The 19,977-nt window shown below is 73.7% G+C and carries 20 protein-coding genes and 1 rRNA gene (1 of these 21 running past the window's edge); 7 read left to right on the top strand and 14 right to left on the bottom strand.

Translation table 11 applies throughout. The annotated features are described in order from the left end of the window. Positions 1-160: ribosomal RNA gene (locus IGA62_RS23800) — 16S ribosomal RNA — on the bottom strand; it reaches 1,355 nt to the left of the window's first position. Between the two features lie 643 nt (positions 161-803). Then, positions 804-2,090 carry a tyrosine--tRNA ligase gene (tyrS, locus tag IGA62_RS23795; RefSeq protein WP_145818784.1) on the bottom strand — a complete coding sequence of 429 codons (1,287 nt, stop codon included), beginning with the start codon at positions 2,088-2,090 and terminating at the stop codon, positions 804-806. A gap of 99 nt (positions 2,091-2,189) precedes the next feature. Between tyrS and IGA62_RS23790 the strand changes: the two genes are divergently transcribed. After that, on the top strand, positions 2,190-2,579 hold the full coding sequence (locus IGA62_RS23790; protein WP_145818785.1) for a PaaI family thioesterase: 390 nt from the start codon (positions 2,190-2,192) through the stop codon (positions 2,577-2,579). A gap of 24 nt (positions 2,580-2,603) precedes the next feature. Here IGA62_RS23790 and IGA62_RS23785 read toward each other — a convergent pair whose 3' ends face one another. From IGA62_RS23785 to IGA62_RS23775, 3 genes are all read right to left on the bottom strand, one after another. Beyond that, positions 2,604-2,846: a hypothetical protein gene (locus IGA62_RS23785; protein WP_145818786.1), complete on the bottom strand. Its 243-nt coding sequence runs from the start codon at positions 2,844-2,846 to the stop codon at positions 2,604-2,606. A gap of 297 nt (positions 2,847-3,143) precedes the next feature. Further along, complete coding sequence (locus IGA62_RS23780) at positions 3,144-4,466, bottom strand: hemolysin family protein (protein ID WP_145818787.1); 1,323 nt, start codon at positions 4,464-4,466, stop codon at positions 3,144-3,146. Between the two features lie 102 nt (positions 4,467-4,568). Next, positions 4,569-5,207 (bottom strand): YgjV family protein, encoded by a 639-nt coding sequence (locus IGA62_RS23775; protein WP_145818788.1) that lies wholly within the window; start codon positions 5,205-5,207, stop codon positions 4,569-4,571. Between the two features lie 223 nt (positions 5,208-5,430). Here IGA62_RS23775 and adhP point away from each other — a divergent pair, with 223 nt between their 5' ends. From adhP to IGA62_RS23755, 4 genes are all read left to right on the top strand, one after another. Further along, a complete protein-coding gene (gene adhP, locus IGA62_RS23770) occupies positions 5,431-6,441 on the top strand; it encodes an alcohol dehydrogenase AdhP (RefSeq protein ID WP_145818789.1) in 1,011 nt (336 codons plus the stop codon). A 129-nt stretch (positions 6,442-6,570) separates the two neighbouring features. Continuing rightward, a complete protein-coding gene (locus tag IGA62_RS23765) occupies positions 6,571-9,180 on the top strand; it encodes a cation-translocating P-type ATPase (RefSeq protein WP_232624755.1) in 2,610 nt (869 codons plus the stop codon). Between the two features lie 43 nt (positions 9,181-9,223). Then, positions 9,224-10,111, top strand: coding sequence for a universal stress protein (locus tag IGA62_RS23760; protein ID WP_145818791.1), 888 nt, complete (start codon positions 9,224-9,226; stop codon positions 10,109-10,111). A 160-nt stretch (positions 10,112-10,271) separates the two neighbouring features. After that, positions 10,272-11,138, top strand: a complete 867-nt coding sequence (locus IGA62_RS23755; protein ID WP_145818792.1) for a universal stress protein — start codon at positions 10,272-10,274, stop codon at positions 11,136-11,138. Positions 11,139-11,153: 15 nt separating this feature from the next. On the opposite strand, the gene IGA62_RS23750 is transcribed toward IGA62_RS23755, so the two are convergent. The 3 genes from IGA62_RS23750 to IGA62_RS23740 all read right to left on the bottom strand — a co-directional run bounded on the left by IGA62_RS23750 (position 11,154) and on the right by IGA62_RS23740 (position 12,697). Next, entirely contained in the window at positions 11,154-11,759 is a 606-nt protein-coding gene (locus IGA62_RS23750) for a DNA-3-methyladenine glycosylase (protein ID WP_145822041.1), read from the bottom strand. Between the two features lie 109 nt (positions 11,760-11,868). Continuing rightward, positions 11,869-12,258 carry an ArsR/SmtB family transcription factor gene (locus IGA62_RS23745; protein WP_145818793.1) on the bottom strand — a complete coding sequence of 130 codons (390 nt, stop codon included), beginning with the start codon at positions 12,256-12,258 and terminating at the stop codon, positions 11,869-11,871. A 46-nt stretch (positions 12,259-12,304) separates the two neighbouring features. Further along, the gene (locus IGA62_RS23740; RefSeq protein ID WP_145822042.1) at positions 12,305-12,697 is read right to left on the bottom strand and encodes a VOC family protein; all 393 of its coding nucleotides are present in this window, start codon (positions 12,695-12,697) and stop codon (positions 12,305-12,307) included. A 123-nt stretch (positions 12,698-12,820) separates the two neighbouring features. Here IGA62_RS23740 and IGA62_RS23735 point away from each other — a divergent pair, with 123 nt between their 5' ends. Both IGA62_RS23735 and IGA62_RS23730 read left to right on the top strand, forming a co-directional pair. Beyond that, positions 12,821-13,249: a DNA-binding protein gene (locus IGA62_RS23735; protein WP_145818794.1), complete on the top strand. Its 429-nt coding sequence runs from the start codon at positions 12,821-12,823 to the stop codon at positions 13,247-13,249. Between the two features lie 90 nt (positions 13,250-13,339). Beyond that, complete coding sequence (locus IGA62_RS23730; protein WP_145818795.1) at positions 13,340-13,693, top strand: MmcQ/YjbR family DNA-binding protein; 354 nt, start codon at positions 13,340-13,342, stop codon at positions 13,691-13,693. 47 nt (positions 13,694-13,740) lie between these two features. Here the strand turns inward: IGA62_RS23730 and argH are convergent, their stop codons facing one another. The 6 genes from argH to argB are packed head-to-tail and all read right to left on the bottom strand — an operon-like array spanning position 13,741 to position 19,969. Then, a complete protein-coding gene (gene argH / locus IGA62_RS23725; protein ID WP_145822043.1) occupies positions 13,741-15,204 on the bottom strand; it encodes an argininosuccinate lyase in 1,464 nt (487 codons plus the stop codon). Between the two features lie 17 nt (positions 15,205-15,221). Further along, the gene (locus IGA62_RS23720) at positions 15,222-16,424 is read right to left on the bottom strand and encodes an argininosuccinate synthase (RefSeq protein ID WP_145818796.1); all 1,203 of its coding nucleotides are present in this window, start codon (positions 16,422-16,424) and stop codon (positions 15,222-15,224) included. Next, positions 16,421-16,936, bottom strand: a complete 516-nt coding sequence (locus IGA62_RS23715) for an arginine repressor (protein ID WP_145818797.1) — start codon at positions 16,934-16,936, stop codon at positions 16,421-16,423. The genes IGA62_RS23720 and IGA62_RS23715 overlap by 4 nt, the downstream gene beginning before the upstream one ends. Beyond that, positions 16,933-17,862, bottom strand: coding sequence for an ornithine carbamoyltransferase (gene argF / locus IGA62_RS23710; protein WP_145818798.1), 930 nt, complete (start codon positions 17,860-17,862; stop codon positions 16,933-16,935). Before argF ends, IGA62_RS23715 begins: the two co-directional genes overlap by 4 nt. Continuing rightward, entirely contained in the window at positions 17,859-19,085 is a 1,227-nt protein-coding gene (locus IGA62_RS23705) for an acetylornithine transaminase (RefSeq protein WP_145818799.1), read from the bottom strand. Before IGA62_RS23705 ends, argF begins: the two co-directional genes overlap by 4 nt. Continuing rightward, complete coding sequence (gene argB / locus IGA62_RS23700) at positions 19,082-19,969, bottom strand: acetylglutamate kinase (protein ID WP_145818800.1); 888 nt, start codon at positions 19,967-19,969, stop codon at positions 19,082-19,084. Before argB ends, IGA62_RS23705 begins: the two co-directional genes overlap by 4 nt. Between the last annotated feature and the right edge of the window lie 8 nt (positions 19,970-19,977).

The following is a 19,977-nucleotide window of genomic DNA, read 5'->3' as shown; positions in this document are numbered from 1 at the left end:
GCCCCGGTTTCCCGGGGTTATCCCAAAGCCTAGGGCAGGTTGCTCACGTGTTACTCACCCGTTCGCCGCTCGAGTACCCCGAAGGGCCTTTCCGCTCGACTTGCATGTGTTAAGCACGCCGCCAGCGTTCGTCCTGAGCCAGGATCAAACTCTCCAACAAAAACTTGTTGAACAATCGTCCCGGCAACAAAAGTGTTGCCAAAGGAATCCCAACCAACCAGACACACCGAAGCATGCCCAGCCAGTCCGGGGTATAAATCATAATTGGCACTGGCTTATCAAGCACCCTGTTGAGTTCTCAAAGAACAACCACACACCATCCGGAACCCTCACCAGGCGCCATCCGGGGCAATCCGTTCCCACTCCCGCCGCTCTCGCGCCGGGCACTTCTACTACGTTACCTCACCGTTTCCGCCGTGTCAAACCGCTCTGTGGCGCTTTGTCGTGCTTCTATCCGGTTTGAGGCACCACAAATCCAGCTGGCGTCTCCGCCATCCGTCTCGTGGGTTTTGACAGGCCGGCCGCTGCGGTCTCCCGCTCGCTCGCCCGGTGCCCTGCCGGTCGTCAACCTTACCCGGCCGGTTCCGCCCCGCCAAATCGACCCCTCGGTCGACCGGTGGAGCACCACCCGGATCCCGGACCCGGAAGAGTCAGCCCCTCCGGTCCCGGCGCCATTCGCGAACCGAACTCTTCGGGCTTGCCCCGTTTCGTCCGTTCCGCGCTGGCAGAGAGAAAGTTACGCGTCCAGCGGTTTGATCGTCAAATCCGCTGGACGCGTCCCACGTCACATCATTGCCGTACGACTATCTGTGCAGCTCAACCCCGGCGAACGACCGCTTGCCCCGGCGCAGGACGAGAAACCGGCCGTGCAACAGGGACTCCGGGTCGACCACCGCGTCGGTCTCGGTGACGCGGTCGTTGTTGACGTACGCGCCCCCCTCGGCGATGACCCTCCGGGCCTCCTTCATGCTCGTGACCAGCCCGGACTCGCGGAACAGGCCGGCGACGTCCGGCAGCTCGTCGAGCTGGACCAGCCCGGCCTCGGTGAGGGCGGCGCGCAGGGTCGGCTCGGCCAGCTCCGTCAGGGACCCGCGACCGAAGAGCGCCCGGCTCGCGGCGACCGCCTGGGCGGTCTCACTCTCGCCGTGCACCATCGTGGTCAGTTCCTCGGCCAGCGCACGCTGGGCCTCACGTGCCGCCGGGCGCTCGACCGTGGCCTTCTCCAGCGCCTCGATCTCCTCCCGGGAGCGGAAGCTGAAGTAGCGCAGGTACCGGTCGACGTCCTTGTCGTCGACGTTGACCCAGAACTGGTAGAAGGCGTACGGGCTGGTCATGGCGGGGTCGAGCCAGACCGCGCCACCCTCGGTCTTGCCGAACTTCGTCCCGTCGGCCTTGGTCACCAACGGGGTGGTGAAGGCCTGCACCGGACCGGCACCGCGCCGTCGGACGTAGTCGACCCCGGCGGTGATGTTCCCCCACTGGTCGGAGCCGCCGAACTGCAACTGGCAGCCGTGGCGGCGATGCAGCTCGTAGAAGTCGTTGGCCTGGAGGAGCTGGTAGCTGAACTCGGTGAAGCTGATCCCGCTCTCCAGGCGGGCCTTGACCACCTCGCGGGCGAGCATCCGGTTGACCGGGAAGTGCTTGCCCACGTCCCGGAAGAAGTCGACCACCGACATCCGGCCGGTCCAGTCCAGGTTGTTGACCAGTTGGGCCGCGTTGGCACCGGTGTAGGAGACGAAGGGCGCGAGCTGGTCGCGGATGCGCTGGACCCAGCCGCTCACCACCTCGGGCGGGTTGAGCGTCCGCTCGGCGCTCTCCTTCGGGTCACCGATCTGCCCGGTCGCACCGCCGACCAGCAGCAGCGGCCGGTGCCCGGCGAGTTGCAGCCGGCGTGCGGTGACGACCTGCATCAGGTGGCCGACGTGCAGGCTCGGCGCGGTCGGGTCGAAACCGACGTAGTAGGTGGCGCCCCCGCCGTCGAGCAGAGCGCGCAGCTCGTCGGGGTCGGTGGAGTCCTGGATGATGCCCCGCCACCGCAGGTCGTCGGTCAGGTTTTCCCGGTTGGGCGACGGGAGGCTGCTATCGGTCACGGTCACCGATTGTCCCCCATCGCCGGGGCCGCCACGTAGCGGGTTTCCTCGGGGACCGGCCCGCTAGGCTGGCTCGTCGCATCGACCGAGGAGGACACCGTGGAGCAGCCGGACCTGAACGGTGGGCTCGTCGCCCTGCTCGGGCTGACGTTCGACGAGATGAGCGCCGACCGGGTGGTGATCCGCTGGCGGGTCCGGCCGGAGCTGCACCAGCCGTACGGCATCCAGCACGGCGGGGTGTACTGCGCGGCGGTGGAGACGGCGGCGAGCGTCGGCGGTTCGCTCTGGTGGGGTGACCGGGGCCGGGTGGTCGGGGTGTCCAACCAGACGGACTTCCTGCGCGCGGTGCGCGAGGGTGAGCTGACCGCGGTGGGCACCCCGGTGCACCGGGGACGCAGCCAGCAGCTCTGGCAGGTGGAGGTCACCGACGACGCCGGGCGCCTGGTCGCCCGGGGGCAGGTCCGGTTGCAGAACCTCGCCGCGGCCTGACCAGGCGCGGGCGCCGACGGTCGGTCAGCAAGCCGCCGGCGGGTCGGGGTCGAAGGCGGCGCGGAGCAGGCGGAACGCCCGGTCGGCCTCGGCCAGCGCGTCCGGGTACGCCTGGTCGGCCGCCACGCCGTCGACCAGGCGCCGCCAGTTGTGGCGGGCCAGCACGCGGTGGGTCGCGACCACCTGGGCCGCCGCCAGGCGGGCGGTTCGGCGCGACCGGGGCGGGAGCGGTTGCGGGCCAGGGTGGTGCAGCAGGTGCAGCAGCACGCCGAGACGCGGGACACGCCCGGCCCGGCGTGGGGCGGGGACCTGCTCGCCCCCGCCGAGCGGGCGGCGATCCGGTGGCCCCGGCCGCGGAGCCCCCGGACGGCGCCCTGGACCGAGGCGGACCTGGTGCTGGTCGACGAGGCCGCCGGACTGCTCGACCGGCCGGCCGGCTACGGACACGTGGTGGTCGACGAGGCGCAGGACCGTCTCTACGTGGTGCTCACCCGGGCGGTCTCCCGGCTGGACGTCCTGCACGCCGCACCGCTGCCCGCGGGGCTGCCGGTTGAGAGACGCGGGTCAGCGCTGGGCGGGATCCAGGGCCGGCTCGGCGTCGGCGGGCCGGACCGGCCGCTCGCCGGGGCGTACCCGCACCCGGGAGATGGCGTGGTGGTCGACGTCGGCGACCTCCAGCCGCCAACCGTCGATGGTCACGTGCTCCCCCGCCTCGGTGGGGATGTGCCCCAGGCAGGCCAGCACCAGCCCGGCGACCGTGGTGTAGTCCCCGTCGGGTCGGCCGGGCAGCTCGACGCCCACGTCGGCCAGGTCGTGCACCGGGAAGGTGCCGGGCAGCAGGAGCGTGCCGTCCGGTTCGGGGTGCACCGCGCGCACGTCCCGGTCGGTCTCGTCGTAGATCTCGCCGACGATCTCCTCCAGGATGTCCTCCAGCGTGACGATCCCCTCGACCGCGCCCCGCTCGTCCACCACCAGCGCGATGTGCTGGCGTTCCGCCTTGAACTGGCGCAACGCGTCGACCACCGGCAGCGAGTCCGGCAGCAGCATCGGCGGGCGGACGCACTCGTCGACCGGCCGGTCGGCCGGTACCCCCACCAGGTCGCGCAGGTGGATCACGCCGACCGCGTCGTCCAGGCCGCCGTGCCGGACCACCGGTGCCCGGGAGTGCCCGGAGGCGGCGAGCACCAGCCGGGCAGCCTCCGCGGTGGTGCCGCTGTCCAGGCAGAAGACCTGCAACCGGGGGACGAGCACCGCGCGCAGCCGCCGGTCGGCGATCTCCACCGCGCCGGCGATGATGGTCTGCTGCTCCTTGGTGAAACCGTGGTTGCCGGCGACGATGTCCCGCAGCTCGTCCGGGCTGATCTCGTCGCGTTGCGGCTTCGGGTCGACGCCGAGGAGGCGCACGACCAGGTCGCTGGTGGCGCCGAGCGCCCAGACCGCCGGGCGGGAGAAGCTGGCGATCACGTCCAGCGGGCGGGCGACGAGCAGCGCCCACCGTTCCGACCGCTGCATCGCGACCCGTTTCGGGGCCAGTTCGCCGAAGACCAGGGTGACGAAGGTCAACGCCAGGGTGACCAGCACGATCGCCGCCGTCTCGGCGGCCCCGCCGAGGAAGCCGAGCAGCGGTACGAGTGGCCGGGCCAGCGAGACGGCCGCCGCCGCGGAGGCGAGGAACCCGGCCAGGGTGATGCCGATCTGGATGGTGGCCAGGAACCGGTTCGGGTCGCGGGCGAGCTTCGCCAGCACCCGGCCGGAGCGGCTGCTGCGCTCCAGGCGTTGCACCTGGCTCTCCCGCAACGAGACCAGGGCCATCTCGCTGCCCGAGAAGACCGCGTTCAGCACGACCAGGACTCCGACCAGGGCCAGTTGGCTCCAGTAGCTCTGCACGCCGAGAATCTCCTCACGCAGCCCGCGCCGGCACAGCGGCGCCGCGGACCGGTGGTCCCGGTCAGCGTACGCGTGTCTTTGCCCCGTGGCCGGGGCGGCGAATCATCGCCCGGCGTCGTTCCCGGCCGGCAGGTCGAGCACGTACGAGTCGCCCTCCGGGCGGAAGCCGAGCCGGTGGTAGTACGGGGCGACCATGCCCGGCGGGCTGACCACCCGCTGGTACCCCCGGTCGGTGAACAGGGTGCTGCGGCGGAAGACGAACTCTCCCGGGGTCAGGTCGCGGAAGCGCTGGGTGACGTAGTCCAGGTCGATCTGGGCGACGTCGTTCCCCTCCGCGTGGGAGAGCACCACCCCGACCACCTCGTCGGAGCGGAGCACCAGGAACGCCTCGCCCCGGGCGCGTTGGTCGTCCCAGCGGAAGTCCGGGTTGAACCGGGCGATGTCCCGGGCGTGCACCCGCAGCGTGTGGGCGAGGAACTCGTCCCGGACGCCGACCTGCACCACCTGGTACGTCTGCTCGTCGTGCCGGGTGGCGAGCATTTTCCGCAGGTACCAGACGTTGATCACGGCGAGCACCACGTTGAGCCCGACCATGGGCCAGACCGACAGCGCGGCGTTGTACCAGATCAGGACCAGGCAGCCGACGAGGTTGAGCGCGCGCAGCCGCAGGATGCGCGCCTGGAGCAGGGACCAGACCAGCAGCGCCGATCCGGTCCACCCGATCATGTCCAGCCAGTTCACGCCGCGAGGGTAGCCGTGCCGGGCGGCGGTGTCGCGCGGTACCCGGGGCGGCGGCCCCGTCGGTGCCGGGCGGACACGGGCTGGTGACAGGGGGTGAGCCTGCGTGCCGATCGTCCCGACCGGCGCGGGACGGAGGTCCCGAACCCGGCGGTCCTGCGCCCCTGACCGTCGGCGGCGCGAGCGACCAGGCTGGGGACGGAAGCGAGAAAAGGGAGGCCCCACGATGCGCGCCACTGTCGTCACCGCGTTCGACCGTCCGCTGGAGCTGCGTGAGCTGCCGGTGCCGGAGCCGGGCCCCGGGGAGATCCTGGTCCGGATCGAGGCGAGCGGTCTCTGCCACACCGACATCCACGCCGCCCGGGGTGACTGGCCGGTCAAGCCGAACCCGCCGTTCGTCCCCGGCCACGAGGGTGTCGGCCTCGTCGAGCGGGTCGGCGAGGGGGTCACCGAGCACGCCGTCGGCGACCGGGTGGCCCTGCCCTGGCTCGGCTGGGCCTGTGGGAGCTGCGAGTACTGCGTCACCGGCTGGGAGACGCTGTGCGAGGCGCAGCGCAACACCGGGTACGCCATCGACGGCGCGCACGCCGAGTACGCGGTGGCGTCGGCCCGGTACGCGGTGCGCGTGCCCGACGGGGTCGACCCGGTCGAGGCGGCCCCGCTGACCTGTGCGGGGGTCACCACGTACAAGGCGGTCAAGGTGGCCGGGGTGCGACCGGGCGACCGGGTCGCGATCTTCGGCATCGGTGGCCTCGGGCACCTCGCCCAGCAGTACGCCCAACTGTTCGGCGGCGAGACGGTGGCGGTCGACGTGACCGACGACAAGCTGACACTGGCCACCTCGCTCGGCGCGGCGCACACCGTCGACGCGGCCGGCACCGACCCGGTCGCCGCGATCACCGCGCTCGGCGGGGTGGACGTGGCGATCGTCCTGGCCGCCAGCCCCACCGTGATCGAGCAGGCGCACCGCTGCCTGCGCCGCGGCGGTCGGCTGGTGCTGGTGTCGCTGCCGAAGGAGAACGACATCACCCTGCCGGTCTTCGAGACGGTGCTGAAGGGGATCACGGTGATCGGCTCGATCGTCGGCACCCGCGCCGACCTGGCCGAGGTGTTCCGGCTGCACGCCGCCGGACGGACCCGGGTGGTCCTGGAGACCCGCAAGCTCGACGAGATCAACGACGCGATCGAGGACGTGCTCGCCGGTCGGGTCGCCGCCCGGCTGGTGCTCCAGCCCTGACCACGGTCGTCGCCGCCCGGGAGCGGGCGGCCGGCGGCGAGCCGGGGCGCGGATGCCGCAGCGCTGGGGCGGGACGGCGCGGTCGATCGGACGCGTGACGAGAACGGGTGGAGGTCGGGGGTGGGCCAGGTGACGGTAGGGAACCGGACGGTGGCGGCGCGTCCGCCGTCGGGTCCGGTGGGTCTCGGCGCGGCGGAGGCCGCCGAACGGCTCCGCGTCGAGGGACCGAACTCGGTGGCCGCGCCGGTCCGCCGGCACCTGGTCACCCGGGTCGCCCGTCAGCTCGTCGACCCCCTGGTAGCGCTGCTGCTGGCCGCGGCGGTGGTCACCGCCCTGCTCGGCGACCTGCCGGACACCGTGGTGATCGTGCTGGTGGTGCTGGTCAACACCGTGATCGGCGTGGTCCAGGAGGTCCGCGCGGACAAGGCCATCGCCGCCCTGGACCAGTTGGCCGCCCCCACCGCCCGGGTGGTCCGCGACGGTGTCGACCTGGTCGTCCCCGCCGTCGACCTGGTCCGGGGCGACCTGGTCCGGGTCGAGGCCGGCGATGTCGTCCCGGCCGACCTGCTGCTCGGGGAGAGCAGCCGGCTACACCTGGACGAGTCGGCGCTGACCGGCGAGTCGGTACCCGTCGTGCGGGACGTCGGCGAGGAGGTGGCGGCCGGCACGGTGGTCACCACCGGGCGGGGCACCGGCACCGTCGTACGCACCGGCGCGGCGAGCGCCCTGGGCCGGGTCACCGCCCTGGTGGCGGCCACCCGGCCGGCGGCGACGCCGCTGCAACGCCGGTTGGTCGCGTTGGGCCGGGTCCTCGGCCTCGCCGCGGTGACCCTCTCCGCGCTGGTCTTCGGCGTCGGCGTCCTCGGTGGACAGCCGGTGGTGGAGATGGCGATCACGGCGGTGAGCCTGGTGGTCGCGGCGGTGCCCGAATCCCTGCCGGCGGTGGTGACCCTGGCCCTGGCCCTGGGTGCCCGGCGGATGGCCGGTGCCCGGGCGATCCCGCGACGGCTGCACGCGGTGGAGACCCTCGGCTCGGTCACCGTGATCGCGTCCGACAAGACCGGCACGCTCACCGAGGGACGGATGTCCGTGCAGCAGGCGGTCACGCCGGACGGCGCGGGCTACGCGGTCAGCGGCACCGGGTACGCGCCGCACGGCGAGGTGCGGCGCGACGGCGCGCGGGTGGACATACCGGACGAGCTGCGCCGGCTGGCCCGCGCCGGGCTGCTCTGCAACGACGCCGCCCTGCTCCCGCCGGAGCCGGACCGGCCCGAGTGGGGTGCGGTGGGCGACCCGCTGGAGGCGGCGCTGGTGGCGTTCGCGGCCCGCTGCGGACTGGACCCGCTGACCACCCGGACGGCCTGGCCCCGCGTGGCCGAGCACCCCTTCGACCAGGCGAACCGGCGGATGACCACGGTGCACCGGACCTGCGAGGGCCGGTACCTGGTGGTGTGCAAGGGTGCGCCGGAGAACGTCCTGACCCGTCCGGTGGTCGACGCCACCGACGACGAGCTGGCCGAGCTGACCGATGCCGCGCACCAGCTGGCCGGCGCCGGGCTGCGGGTGCTGGCGGTGGCGACCGCGCTGGTCACCGAGCTGCCCGATCCGGCCGACCCGGCCGGTCTGCGGCCCGCCGGTCTGGTCGCCGTCGGCGACCCGCTGCGCGCCGGGGCGGCCGACATCGCGGACCGCTTCGACGCGGCCGGGGTGCGGTTGCTGCTGATCACCGGCGACCACCCGGCGACGGCGGCGGCGATCGGCGGGCAGCTCGGGCTCTGGCGCGACGGGGACCCGCTGGTGCGGGGGGACGACGACGACCTGACCGACGTCCACCCGGCCGCGCGGGTCTTCGCCCGTACGCAGCCCGACCAGAAGCTCGACATCATCGCCGGCCTCCAGGCCGCCGGCCACGTGGTCGCCATGACCGGGGACGGCGTCAACGACGCGCCGGCGCTGCGCCGGGCCGACATCGGGGTGGCCATGGGCGGCGGCACCGAGGTCGCCCGGCAGGCCTCCGACCTGGTGCTGGTCGACGACAACCTGACCACCGTCGCCGCCGCGATCGGCGAGGGCCGCCGGATCTACGACAACATCCGCCGGTTCCTGCGGTACGCGCTCTCCGGCGGGGTGGCCGAGGTCGCGGTGATGCTGCTCGGGCCGCTGTTCGGGCTGCCCGTGCCGCTGCTGCCGGCGCAGATCCTCTGGATCAACCTGCTCACCCACGGGCTGCCCGGGGTGGCGCTGGGCGCGGAGCCGGCCGAGCCGGGCACCCTGCGTCGCGCGCCGCGCTCTCCGCAGGAGTCGGTGCTCGGCGGTGGCCTCGGCCGGGCCATCCTGCTCACCGGCGCGCTGATCGCCGCCGTGGCGCTGGCCGCCGGGGTGGCCGCCGCGGCGCTGGACCGGCCCTGGCAGTCGGTGGTCTTCGTGGTCCTCGGGCTGGCCCAGCTCGGCGTCGCCCTGGCGGTGCGGGCGCCACGTCCCGAGGGCCGGGGACACGGCAACCCGGGACTGCTCGCCGCCGTGCTCCTGTCGGCGCTGCTCCAGGTCGCCGGGGTGCTGCTGCCGCCGCTGCGGGAGTTGCTCGGCACCGCGCCGCTCGGCCCGGTCGACCTGCTCGCCTGCGTCGCGGTGAGCGCGCTGCCCGGCATGGTCCTCCGCCTGCTCCGCCGGCCCGCCGAGGCCGTCGTCGGCCGCGGGACCAACGGCCCCCGGGCCGGGACGTCGGCCTCTCCCCGCTGACCTGCCCGAACGGCCAGACTGGGACCGGACGAAGGAGGACAGCATGAGCAACAGGTCAGGTGCCCCGGTGGTGGTGGGAGTCGACGGCTCGCCCTCGGCACTGGACGCGGTACGGCTGGCGGCCCGGGAGGCGGCGACCCGGAACCGTCCGCTGCGGGTGGTGCACGCCTTCGTCTGGCCACTGCTGGGCGTACCGCTGGGTCCGGCACCGGACGCCCCGTCGGAGGGCGGGCTGCGGCACCAGGCGGAACGCATTGTCACCGAGGCGGTCGCCGAGGCCGGCAAGGTCGATCCGGAGGTGCCGGTGACCGGGGTGGTGGTCGACGGCGCGCCGACGGCGGTGCTGCTGGCCGAAGCCCGGGACGCCGCGCTGGTGGTGCTCGGCAGCCGGGGACTCGGCGGGTTCGCCGGCCTGTTGCTCGGCTCGTCGGCCGTGCAGGTCAGCTCGCACGCCGCCTGCCCGGTGCTGGTGGTCCGGGGCGAGCCCCGGGCGGACGGTCCGGTGGTGGTGGGCGTCGACGGTTCCGACCTGTCGGACCTGGCGGTCGCCTTCGCCGTGGAGGAGGCCGCGCGACGCGGGACGGAGCTGGTGGCGGTGCACGCCTGGCAGCACCCGACCCCGCTGGGCCCCGGTGACATGCTGCCGTTGGCGTACGACCTGGACGCGCTGGCCGACGACGAGGAGCGGGTGCTGGTCGAGGCGGTCGCCGGGTGGGCGGAGCGGTACCCGGAGGTGCCGATCCGGCGGCGGCTGGTCCGGGGCGCCCCGGCGCGGGCGCTGGTGGAGGAGTCGGAGACGGCCCAGCTGGTGGTGGTCGGGGCGCGTGGCCGGGGCGGCCTGGCCGGCCTGCTGCTCGGCTCGGTCAGCCACGCGGTGCTGCACCACACCCGGTGCCCGGTGGCCATCGTCCGGCACCAGGACGCCCCGTGAGTCGTACCGGCCACGGCAGTCCGTCCGGTACCGGTCGGGACGACACGGGCGACACCCGACCGGTTCCCGGCGGGCTTCCGCGTGGCGTGTCGGCGACCCGGGTGTCGGATAGGGCAGGGTACGTCCAGGACGAGGTGACGGACCGGGAACGGGAGGACCGATGAACCGACCTGTCGTGGTGGGGGTGGACGGATCACCGGCGAGCCTGGTCGCGGCGGCGCACGCCGCGCAGGTTGCGGCGCAGCGGTCCCGCCCGTTGCACCTGGTGCACGGCTATCTGCACCCGCTCGGCTACGGCGTGCCGATCAACCCGTACGACGTGGGTCTGCCGGAGCCGAGCGAGGAAGCCCGGAAGATGCTCGACGAGACCGCGGCCGACCTGCGCGGACGCTGGCCGGGGCTGACCGTCGAGGCACGCCAGGTGGCCGGTGGTCCGGGTGCCACGCTGGTCGAGGAGTCCCGCCGTGCCGAGCTGGTGGTGGTCGGCAGCCGAGGGCTCGGCGGCTTCGCCGGGCTGCTGCTCGGCTCGGTCAGCACCCAGGTCGCCGGGCACGCGCAGTGCCCGGTGCTGGTGGTCCGGCCCACCGACCGGCCGGTCCCGGCCGCCGGCCCGGTGCTGGTCGGGGTGGACGGCTCCGAGCTGGCCGAGCTGGCCGTCGGACACGCCGCCGAGGAGGCCGCCCGTCGGGGTGTACCCCTGGTGTTGGCGCACGTCGTCCCGCCCGACGCGCCGTCGGCGGACGACTCCGCCGGGGACGTGGGGACGGCCGACCGTCTGCTGACGGAGACGGCCGGGGCGGTGCGCCGCCGACATCCCGAGCTGACCGTCTCCACACGTGCCCTGTCGGCGGCCAAGCCCGCGCCGGCGCTCGTCGAGGCCAGCGCGGACGCCGCGCTGGTGGTGGTCGGGAGCCGGGGCCGGGGCGGCTTCGCCGGACTGCTGCTCGGCTCGGTCAGCCAGGCCCTGGTACAGCACGCGCAGTGCCCGGTGCTGGTCGCCCACCCGGACGCCCACGCCGCCGGCTGAGCCGCTGGCGGGCGTTCACCCGCGGCGTCGGGGCACGTGGCGGCGGTAGCCGCTGACCGTCGGGTCGCCGGTGATCCAGAAGCGCCACGGCACGTCGTGGGCGGCGGCCACGCCGACGCGCGGCCCCGCCGAGACCGACGACGGATCGACCGGACGGGTCGGCGGCGTCAGCAGGAGCGGGCCGGTCCCGTCGACCATGGAGGTGCCGTTCGCCTCGGCGCCGATGCCGAGCGCCACGCCCAGCCGGGCCGGGCCGCGCGCCAGATCGCGGTCCGGCACGTCACCGCGCCGCTTGCGGGCGAGTTCCGCCCCTTCGACGACCGCACCGGCGCGCAGCAGGACCGCCGCCGCCTCGCCCTCGGCGCCACAGACGATGTTGAAGCACCAGTGCGCACCGAACACGAAGTAGGCGTAGGCCATGCCGGCGGGCCCGAACATGATGCCGGTACGCGGAGTCGGCCCTCGGTGGGCATGGGAGGCGGGGTCCTCCCCCGTGCCGGCGTACGCCTCGACCTCGCTCAGCCGGATCGTGACCCCGTTGGCGGAGACCTCCCAGCCGAGGAGCGACCGGGCGACCGCCGGTATCTGCGCGGCAGGTGCGGTCAACCAGGAGTAGTCCACGTTGACCAGGAAACCCGGTGGGGGCCGGGAGCGCAAAACGGGCACCGGTGACCGCTGAACGCACGGACACGAGACGGGCGGGGCGCCGCGACGAGCGTGGTGACGTCGGTCAGGGGTGCGGGTCGCCGGTGCCCGCCGGGCCACCGGCACCGCCGTCCGGGGCGGGCGGGGCAGACCTGCGCTCCCGCCGGCCCCGGGCCAACTCGGTACCGAGGGCGTCCAGCCGTTGCTCCCAGAACCCCCGGTAACGCGCCAGCCACCGGTCGACCTCGGCCAGCGGGGTCGGGTCGACCGCGTAGAGCCGCCGGGTCCCCTGGGCGCGCACGGTGGCGAAGCCGTTCTCCCGCAGCACCCGCAGATGCTGGGAGACCGCCGGCTGGGAGATGCCGAACTCCGCCTGGACGACCGCACCGACCTCGCCGGCCGGGCGCTCGCCGTCGGCGAGCAACTCCAGGATCCGCCGGCGGACCGGGTCGCCCAGGACGTCGAAAGCGTGCACGACACCTCCACCTCCCGCACGCGCGCCCGACGACGGTACCGGGTGGTCAGCCGGCCGGCTGCTGGAGGCTGACCAGGTTGCCGCAGGTGTCGTCGAAGATCGTCGAGACGACCGGGCCGGTCGGCGTCGGGGGCATGGTGAACCGCACGCCGAGGGCGACGAGCCGGTCGTGTTCCCGCTGGATGTCGTCGGTACGCATGATGAGCACGGGTAGCCCGGCCGCACGCAGCCCCTGCTGGTAGGTCTTGGCGATCGGGTTGCCGTTCGGTTCCAGCAGCAACTCGACCCCGTCGGGCTGGTCGGGGGCGACCACGGTCAGCCAGCGCGCCCCGCCGCCCAGGGGGACGTCGTGGCGGACCACGAAGCCCAGCAGGTCGGTGTAGAACCGCAGCGCCTTCTCCTGGTCGTCGACGAAAACGCTGGTCACGGCGACTTTGATCACTGGCACGTCCTTTCGTCGGGATGACTCGGGGAAGTCTTTCAGCCTTCGGTTATATAAGTCAAGGTTTATAGGAATGAACATTTCGTTGACAACATCCTATTGGCATGCTGGTATGGCGGCATGACCGACAAGCCGTCCCCGTTCAGTCCCCCGCATCCCGGTGCCGAGCGCGCCCGCCGCGACCACACCGCGCTCTTCCGGATCACCGAGCGGCACGCCGACACCGACGAGCGGCGACGGCGGCACGCCCACGCCTACGTGCCCGAGCCCTACGAGGCGGTCAGCCTGGTGCTCGCGCTGGCCGCCGGCGCGGCCGAGGCGGCACCCGGCGAGGAACCGGTCGACCACGCCGACCTGATGGCCGCGCTGACCCTCGTGCCTCGGGTCCGCGCCGACGTCGACACCCTGGAGGCCGGGCTGCTCTCGCTGGCCCGCAGCCGGGGGATGACCTGGCAGGAGATCGCCTTCGGTCTCGGCCTGGGCAGTGCCCAGGCGGCCCGGCAACGCTTCGAGCGGGTCGCCGGCCGGACCGGGACCTCCGCCGGCTGACCGCCGGATGTCACCCCGGCGTGGTAGGCATGCCGGTGTCCCTTCCCGCGCACGTGAGGTCCGCCGGACGGGTCGGGAGGGAGCGACGCGATGACCCGCGACGAGATGCTGGCGTACTGCCTGGGCAAACCGGGTGCCTGGGAGGACCGCCCCTGGGAGGACGACATGGTGGTCAAGGTCGGCAGCCGGATCTTCGCCTTCCTCGGGGGCCCGGACGCGGCGACCGTCGGGGTCAAGTGCGGCCCGGACCGTGACGTCGCCGACGAGTGGCTGCTCCGGTACCCGGAGGACGCCCGGCCCTCCGCCTACATCGGCCGGTCCGGCTGGAACACGCTGCGCCTCGACGGCGCGATCGCCGACGACGAGCTACGCGAGGCGGTCGACGCCTCGTACGACACGATCGTGGCCAAGCTGCCGAAACGCGAGCGGCCGGCCGCGTCCTGACCGGCGTCGCGGCGCGCGGGTGTCCCCGCGCGCCGCGACGGTCACGCTCAGCGGGGGACGACCGTCTCGGCGGCCCACTCCCGCCAGCCGGCCAGCTGGTCGGCGGCGATGGCGAGCTGGTCGGCGACCGGGCCGGGGCCGGTCGAACCGGGCGTGGTCCGCGCCGCCAGCGCCGAGCGGACCGAGAGCACGTCCCGCACCGACGGGTCGAGGTGTGCGCTGACCGCCGCCAGGTCGGCGTCGGAGACCTCGTCGAGGGCGCACTCCCGGGCCACGCAGAGCGCGACGAGGCGGCCGGTGATCTCGTGTGCCTCGCGGAACGGGACGTTGCGCCGGACCAGCCAGTCGGCGACCTCGGTGGCCAGCGAGAACCCGACCGGTGCGGCGGCGACCAGCCGGTCGACGCGTACCGTCATCGTGGAGATCATCCCGGCGAGGGCCGGCAGCAGCAGTTCCAGGGTGTCGACCGCGTCGAAGGCGGGCTCCTTGTCCTCCTGCATGTCCCGGTCGTAGGTCATCGGCAGGCCCTTGAGCATGGTCAGCACGCTCATCAGCCCGCCGACCAGGCGGCCGGACTTGCCCCGGGCCAGCTCGGCGATGTCCGCGTTCTTCTTCTGCGGCATGATCGACGAGCCGGTGGCGAAGGCGTCGTCCAGCTCCACCCAGCCGAACTCGTGCGACGTCCAGAGCACCACCTCCTCGCCGAGGCGGGACAGGTGCACCCCGATCATCGCGGTGACGAAGAGGAACTCGGCGACGAAGTCCCGGTCGGCGACCGCGTCCATCGAGTTCGCGAACGAGGTGCGGAAGCCCAGCTCCTTGGAGACGGCCACCGGGTCCAGCGGCAGGCCGGAACCGGCGAGCGCGCCCGCGCCGAGCGGACTGACCGCCGTCCGGTGGTCCCAGTCGCGCAGGCGCTCCAGGTCGCGCAGGAGCGGCTGCACGTGGGCCAGCAGCCAGTGCCCGAAGGTGACCGGCTGGGCGTGCTGGAGGTGGGTCATCCCCGGTGCGGCGGTGTCCACGTGCCGTCCGGCCTGCTCGACGAGGGCCTCCGCCAGCTCGACCAGCCGCGCGGCCACCCCCCGGGCGTGGTCACGCAGGTAGAGCCGCAGGTCGGTGGCGACCTGGTCGTTGCGGGACCGGCCGGCGCGCAGCTTGCCGCCCAGGGTGCCCAGGCGTTCCAGCAGGCCCCGCTCCAGGGCGGTGTGCACGTCCTCGTCGTCGACGGTGGGGCGGAACGCCCCGGAGGCGCAGGCCGCCTCCAGGTCGTCGAGGGCGGCGAGGATCCGCCCCAGTTCATCCGGGTCGAGCAGGCCGGCGCCGGCCAGGACCCGGGCGTGCGCCCGGGAGCCGGCGATGTCGTACGGGGCCAGGCGCCAGTCGAACTGCACGCTCACCGACAGCCGGGCCAGGGCCTCCGACGGGCCACCGGCGAACCGGCCGCCCCAGAGGCTCGTCCGGTTGGTCGCGGCGCTGTTCTCGGTCAGACTCTTGTCGTCCACCCCGCCCATTGTGGTGGTCACCGCCGTCAGCCGCCCAGCCGGGCGTCCCGGGCCGCGGCCATCCTGCTCGGCAGGCCCCACAGCTGCACGAAGCCCTTCGCCAGGGACTGGTCGAAGGTGTCACCGGTGTCGTAGGTGGCCAGGCCGAAGTCGTAGAGGCTGGCCTCGGAGCGCCGGCCGGTGACGGTGGCCCGCCCGCCGTGCAGGGTGAGCCGCACCTCGCCGGAGACCTGCTGCTGGGCGTCGTCGATGAAGGCGTCCAGGGCGCGCTTGAGCGGGGAGAACCAGAGGCCGTCGTAGACCAGCTCGCCCCAGCGCTGGTCGACGCCGCGCTTGAACCGGGCCAGGTCCCGCTCGACGGTGACCGCCTCCAGTTCCTGGTGGGCGGTGATCAGGGCGATCGCGCCCGGGGCCTCGTACACCTCGCGGCTCTTGATGCCGACGAGCCGGTCCTCGACCATGTCCAGCCGGCCGACCCCCTGCGCGCCGGCCCGCCGGTTCAGCTCACCGATCGCCTGGTACGGGGTGACGGTCTCCCCGTCGATCGCCACCGGCACGCCGGCGTCGAAGGTGATGACCACCTCGTCGGCGTCGCGCGGCTCCGCCGGGTCGGAGGTGTACGAGTAGAGGTCCTCGATCGGACCGTTCCAGATGTCCTCCAGGAAGCCGGTCTCCACCGCCCGGCCCCAGAGGTTCTGGTCGATCGAGTACGGCGACTTCGCCGACACGTCGATCGGCAGTCCCTTCTCCTCGGCGAAGGCGATCGCCTTGTCCCGGGTCCAGGCGAAGTCCCGAGCCGGGGCGATGATCTTCAGGTCCGGGGCGAGCGCGGCCAGGCCGACCTCGAAGCGGACCTGGTCGTTGCCCTTGCCGGTGCAGCCGTGCGAGACGATGGTGCCGCCGTGCGTGCGGGCCGCCGCGACCAGGTGCTTGACGATCAGCGGCCGGCTGAGCGCGGAGACCAGCGGATAGCGGTCCATGTAGAGGGCGTTGGCCCGCATCGCCGGCAGGCAGTACTCGGCGGCGAACTCGTCGCGCGCGTCGACCACCTCGGACTCCACCGCGCCGCAGTCCAGCGCGCGCTGCCGGATGGCGTCGAGGTCCTCGCCGCCCTGCCCGACGTCGACCGCGACCGCGATCACCTCGGCGCCGGTCTGCTCGGCCAGGTAGGGAATGGCGACGGAGGTGTCCAGTCCTCCGGAGTACGCCAGGACGACCCGCTCGGTCATGATGTGGTGCTCCCTTCAACGTTCTCTTCCCGGCGGGACCAGGCACTGAGCTTCTCGCCCAGCGCGGCCCCGCCGACGGCCTCGCGGGCCACGACGAGGATGGTGTCGTCGCCGGCGATGGTGCCGACGACCTCGGGCAGGCCCGCTCGGTCCAACGCGCTGGCCAGGTAGTGCGCCGCACCCGGAGGGGTGCGCAGGACGGTGATGTTGCCGCTGGCGTCCACCCCGTTGAGCAGTTCGCGCAGCAGCCGGACCAGCCGGGCCGGCGCCGCCTCCGCGTCGCGCAGCGCCCGGTGGCCGTCCTCGGGGATCAGGTAGACGCCCCGGCCGTCGCCGGCGCGCACGGTCACCGCGCCCAGTTCCTTCAGGTCCCGCGACAGGGTCGCCTGGGTGACCTGGACGCCGTCGGCGGCGAGCAGGTCGGCCAGTTCGGTCTGCGAGTGCACGGGTGTGTCGCGGATCAACTCGACGATGCGGGCGTGCCGGGCGGCACGGGTCGACGGGGCGGTCATGACGGGGGTGCCTCCAGGAGAAACGTCAGCAGCGCCTTCTGGGCGTGCAGGCGATTCTCCGCCTGGTCGAAGACCGCGCTCTGCGGGCCGTCGAGCACCTCGTCGGTGATCTCCTCGCCCCGGTGCGCCGGCAGGCAGTGCAGCACGATCGCGTCCGGCGCGGCGTGCCCGAGCAGTTCCTTGTCGACCTGGTACGGCAGGAACGGGGTGATCCGGTCCAGCCCGTCCTCCTCCTGCCCCATCGAGGTCCAGGTGTCGGTGGCGACCACGTCGGCGTCGGCCACCGCGGCGACCGGATCGGTCAGCGCCCGTACCGAGCCGCCGGTGCCGGCGGCGATCTCGGCCGCCCGGGCCAGGACGGCCGGGTCCGGGGCGAAGCCCTCCGGCCCGGCGACCCGGACGTGCATCCCGGCGGTCGCCCCGGCCAGCAGGTACGAGTGGGCGAGGTTGTTCGCCGCGTCCCCCACGTACGCCAGGGTCCGCCCGGCGGTGCCGCCGCACCGCTCCCGGACGGTGAGCAGGTCGGCCAGGAGCTGGCAGGGGTGGAAACCGTCGGTGAGCGCGTTGACCACCGGCACGGTGGCCGCCTCGGCGACCTCGGCGATCCGGTCGTCGCCGTGGGTGCGCAGCACGATCGCCGCCACGTACCGGGAGAGCACCCGGCCCGCGTCGGCGAGGGTCTCGCCCCGGCCGAAGTGGGTGACCTGGGTGTCCACCACCAGCGGGTGACCGCCCAGCTCGGCGATGCCGACGTCGAAGGAGAACCGGGTGCGCAGGCTCTGCTTGTCGAAGAGCACCGCCACCGAGCGGGGCCCGGCCAGGGGCCGGTACCCGAACCGGTCGGCCTTCATCCGGGCCGCCAGGTCCAGTACGCCCGCCTGCTCGGCGGGGGTCAGGTCGTCGTCCCGCAACAGGTGCCGGGTCATGGGAGCGTCTCCGGAGTGGTGGTCGGGACGGTGGCGGGGCTCGACGCGGCGGCCGGGACCGCCGCCGCGTCGAGGGCTGCGGGCAGGGCGGCGAGGAAGGCGTCGACCTGCTCGGCGGTGAGGATGAGCGGCGGGGTCAGCCGGACGACGTCCGGTTGCACCGGGTTGGCCAGGAACCCGGCGGCCCGCAGCGCCTCGGTGACCGGCTTCGACACCGGCGCGGCGAGCACCACGCCGAGCAGCAGGCCCGCGCCGCGTACCCCGGTGACCAGGGGGTGGTTGAGCGCCTCGACCCCCCGGCGGAGCCGTTCGCCGACCCGCTTCACATGGTCGAGCAGCCCCTCGCTGGCGATGGTGGAGACCACCGCGAGCGCCGCGGCGCAGCTGACCGGGTTGCCGCCGAAGGTGGTGCCGTGCGAGCCGGGGCCGAGCAGGTCGGCGGCCCGGCCGAAGGCCAGGCAGGCCCCGATCGGCAGCCCGCCGCCGAGCCCCTTGGCCAGGGTGACCAGGTCGGGCTCGATCCCCTCGGCCTGGTGCGCGAACCAGTGGCCGGTCCGGCCGACGCCGGTCTGCACCTCGTCGAGCACCAGCAGCGCGCCGTGCCGGGCGGTGACCCGCCGGGCCTCGGCGAGGTAGCCGACGGGCGGTACGACGACGCCGTTCTCCCCCTGGACCGGTTCGAGGATCACCATGGCCGTGGCGTCGGTGACCGCCGCGGCGAGCGCTGCCGCGTCGCCGTACGGGACGTGGGTGACGTCGCCGGGCAGCGGGCGGAACGGGTCGGCCTTGGCCGGCTGACCGGTGAGCGCCAACGCACCCATGGTGCGGCCGTGGAAGCCGCCCTCGGTGGCGACCACGTGGGTGCGCCCGGTGAGCCGGGAGAGCTTGAACGCCGCCTCGTTGGCCTCCGCGCCGGAGTTGGCGAAGAAGACCCGGCCCGGCCGGCCGGCGAGGGCGAGCAGCAGCTCGGCCAGGGCCACCGGTGGTTCGGCGACGAACAGGTTGGAGACGTGACCCAGGGTGGCGATCTGCTTCGACACGGCGGCCACCACCGCCGGGTGGGCGTGCCCGAGCGCGTTGACCGCGATCCCGCCGACCAGGTCGACGTACTCCCGGCCCGCCTCGTCGACCACGACGGCGCCGCTGCCGGCGACCAGCCCGAGCGGTGGGGTGCCGTAGTTGTCCATCATCGCCTGGGACCAACGTTCGACCAGCGTGCTCATGACGGGATCACCATCGTTCCGAACCCTTCCGAGGTGAACACCTCGAGCAGTGTGGAGTGGGCGACGCGGCCGTCCACCACGTGCGCGGCGGGGACGCCGCCGCGCACCGCCCGCAGGCACGCCTCCATCTTCGGGGCCATGCCGGACTCCAGCCGGGGCAGCAGCTCCGCCAGATCGTCGACGGTGATCTCGCTGACCAGGCTGGTGGTGTCCGGCCAGTCCGTGTAGAGACCGGGCACGTCGGTGAGGACGACCAGCTTGCGGGCCCGCAGGGCGACGGCGAGCGCGGCGGCGGCGGTGTCGGCGTTGAGGTTGTGCAGCACCCCGTCGGCGTCCGGCGCGACCGTCGAGATCACCGGTATCCGGCCGGCGGCGACCAGGTCGGTCACCGCGGAGACGTCGACCGACGCGACGTCCCCGACCAGGCCGATGTCGACCGGTTCCCCGTCGACGTACGCCGGCCGGCGCACGGCGGTGAAGAGCCGGGCGTCCTCGCCGGAGAGGCCGACCGCGAACGGGCCGTGGGCGTTGATCAGGCCGACGAGTTCCCGGCCGACCTGGCCGACCAGGACCATCCGGACGACCTCCATCGCCTCTGCGGTGGTGACCCGCAGGCCGCCCCGGAACTCGCTGGTGATGCCGAGCCGGTCGAGCATCGCGGAGATCTGCGGACCCCCGCCGTGCACCACCACCGGCTTCAGGCCGGCGTGGCGGAGGAACACCATGTCGGTGGCGAAGGCCCGCTGGAGTGCCGGGTCGACCATCGCGTTGCCGCCGTACTTGACGACCACGGTGGCCCCGGCGAAGCGGGCCAGCCAGGGCAGCGCCTCGATCAGCGTGGCGGCCTTGGCCTGGGCGCGGGTGAGATCGGTGGTCAGGTTCACCGTGCCAC

The organism is Micromonospora sagamiensis, from assembly GCF_014680085.1.
GTDB lineage: Bacteria > Actinomycetota > Actinomycetes > Mycobacteriales > Micromonosporaceae > Micromonospora > Micromonospora inyonensis.
Note: the sequence above shows the minus strand (reverse complement) of the source record. Positions and strands in the feature narration are given on the sequence as shown.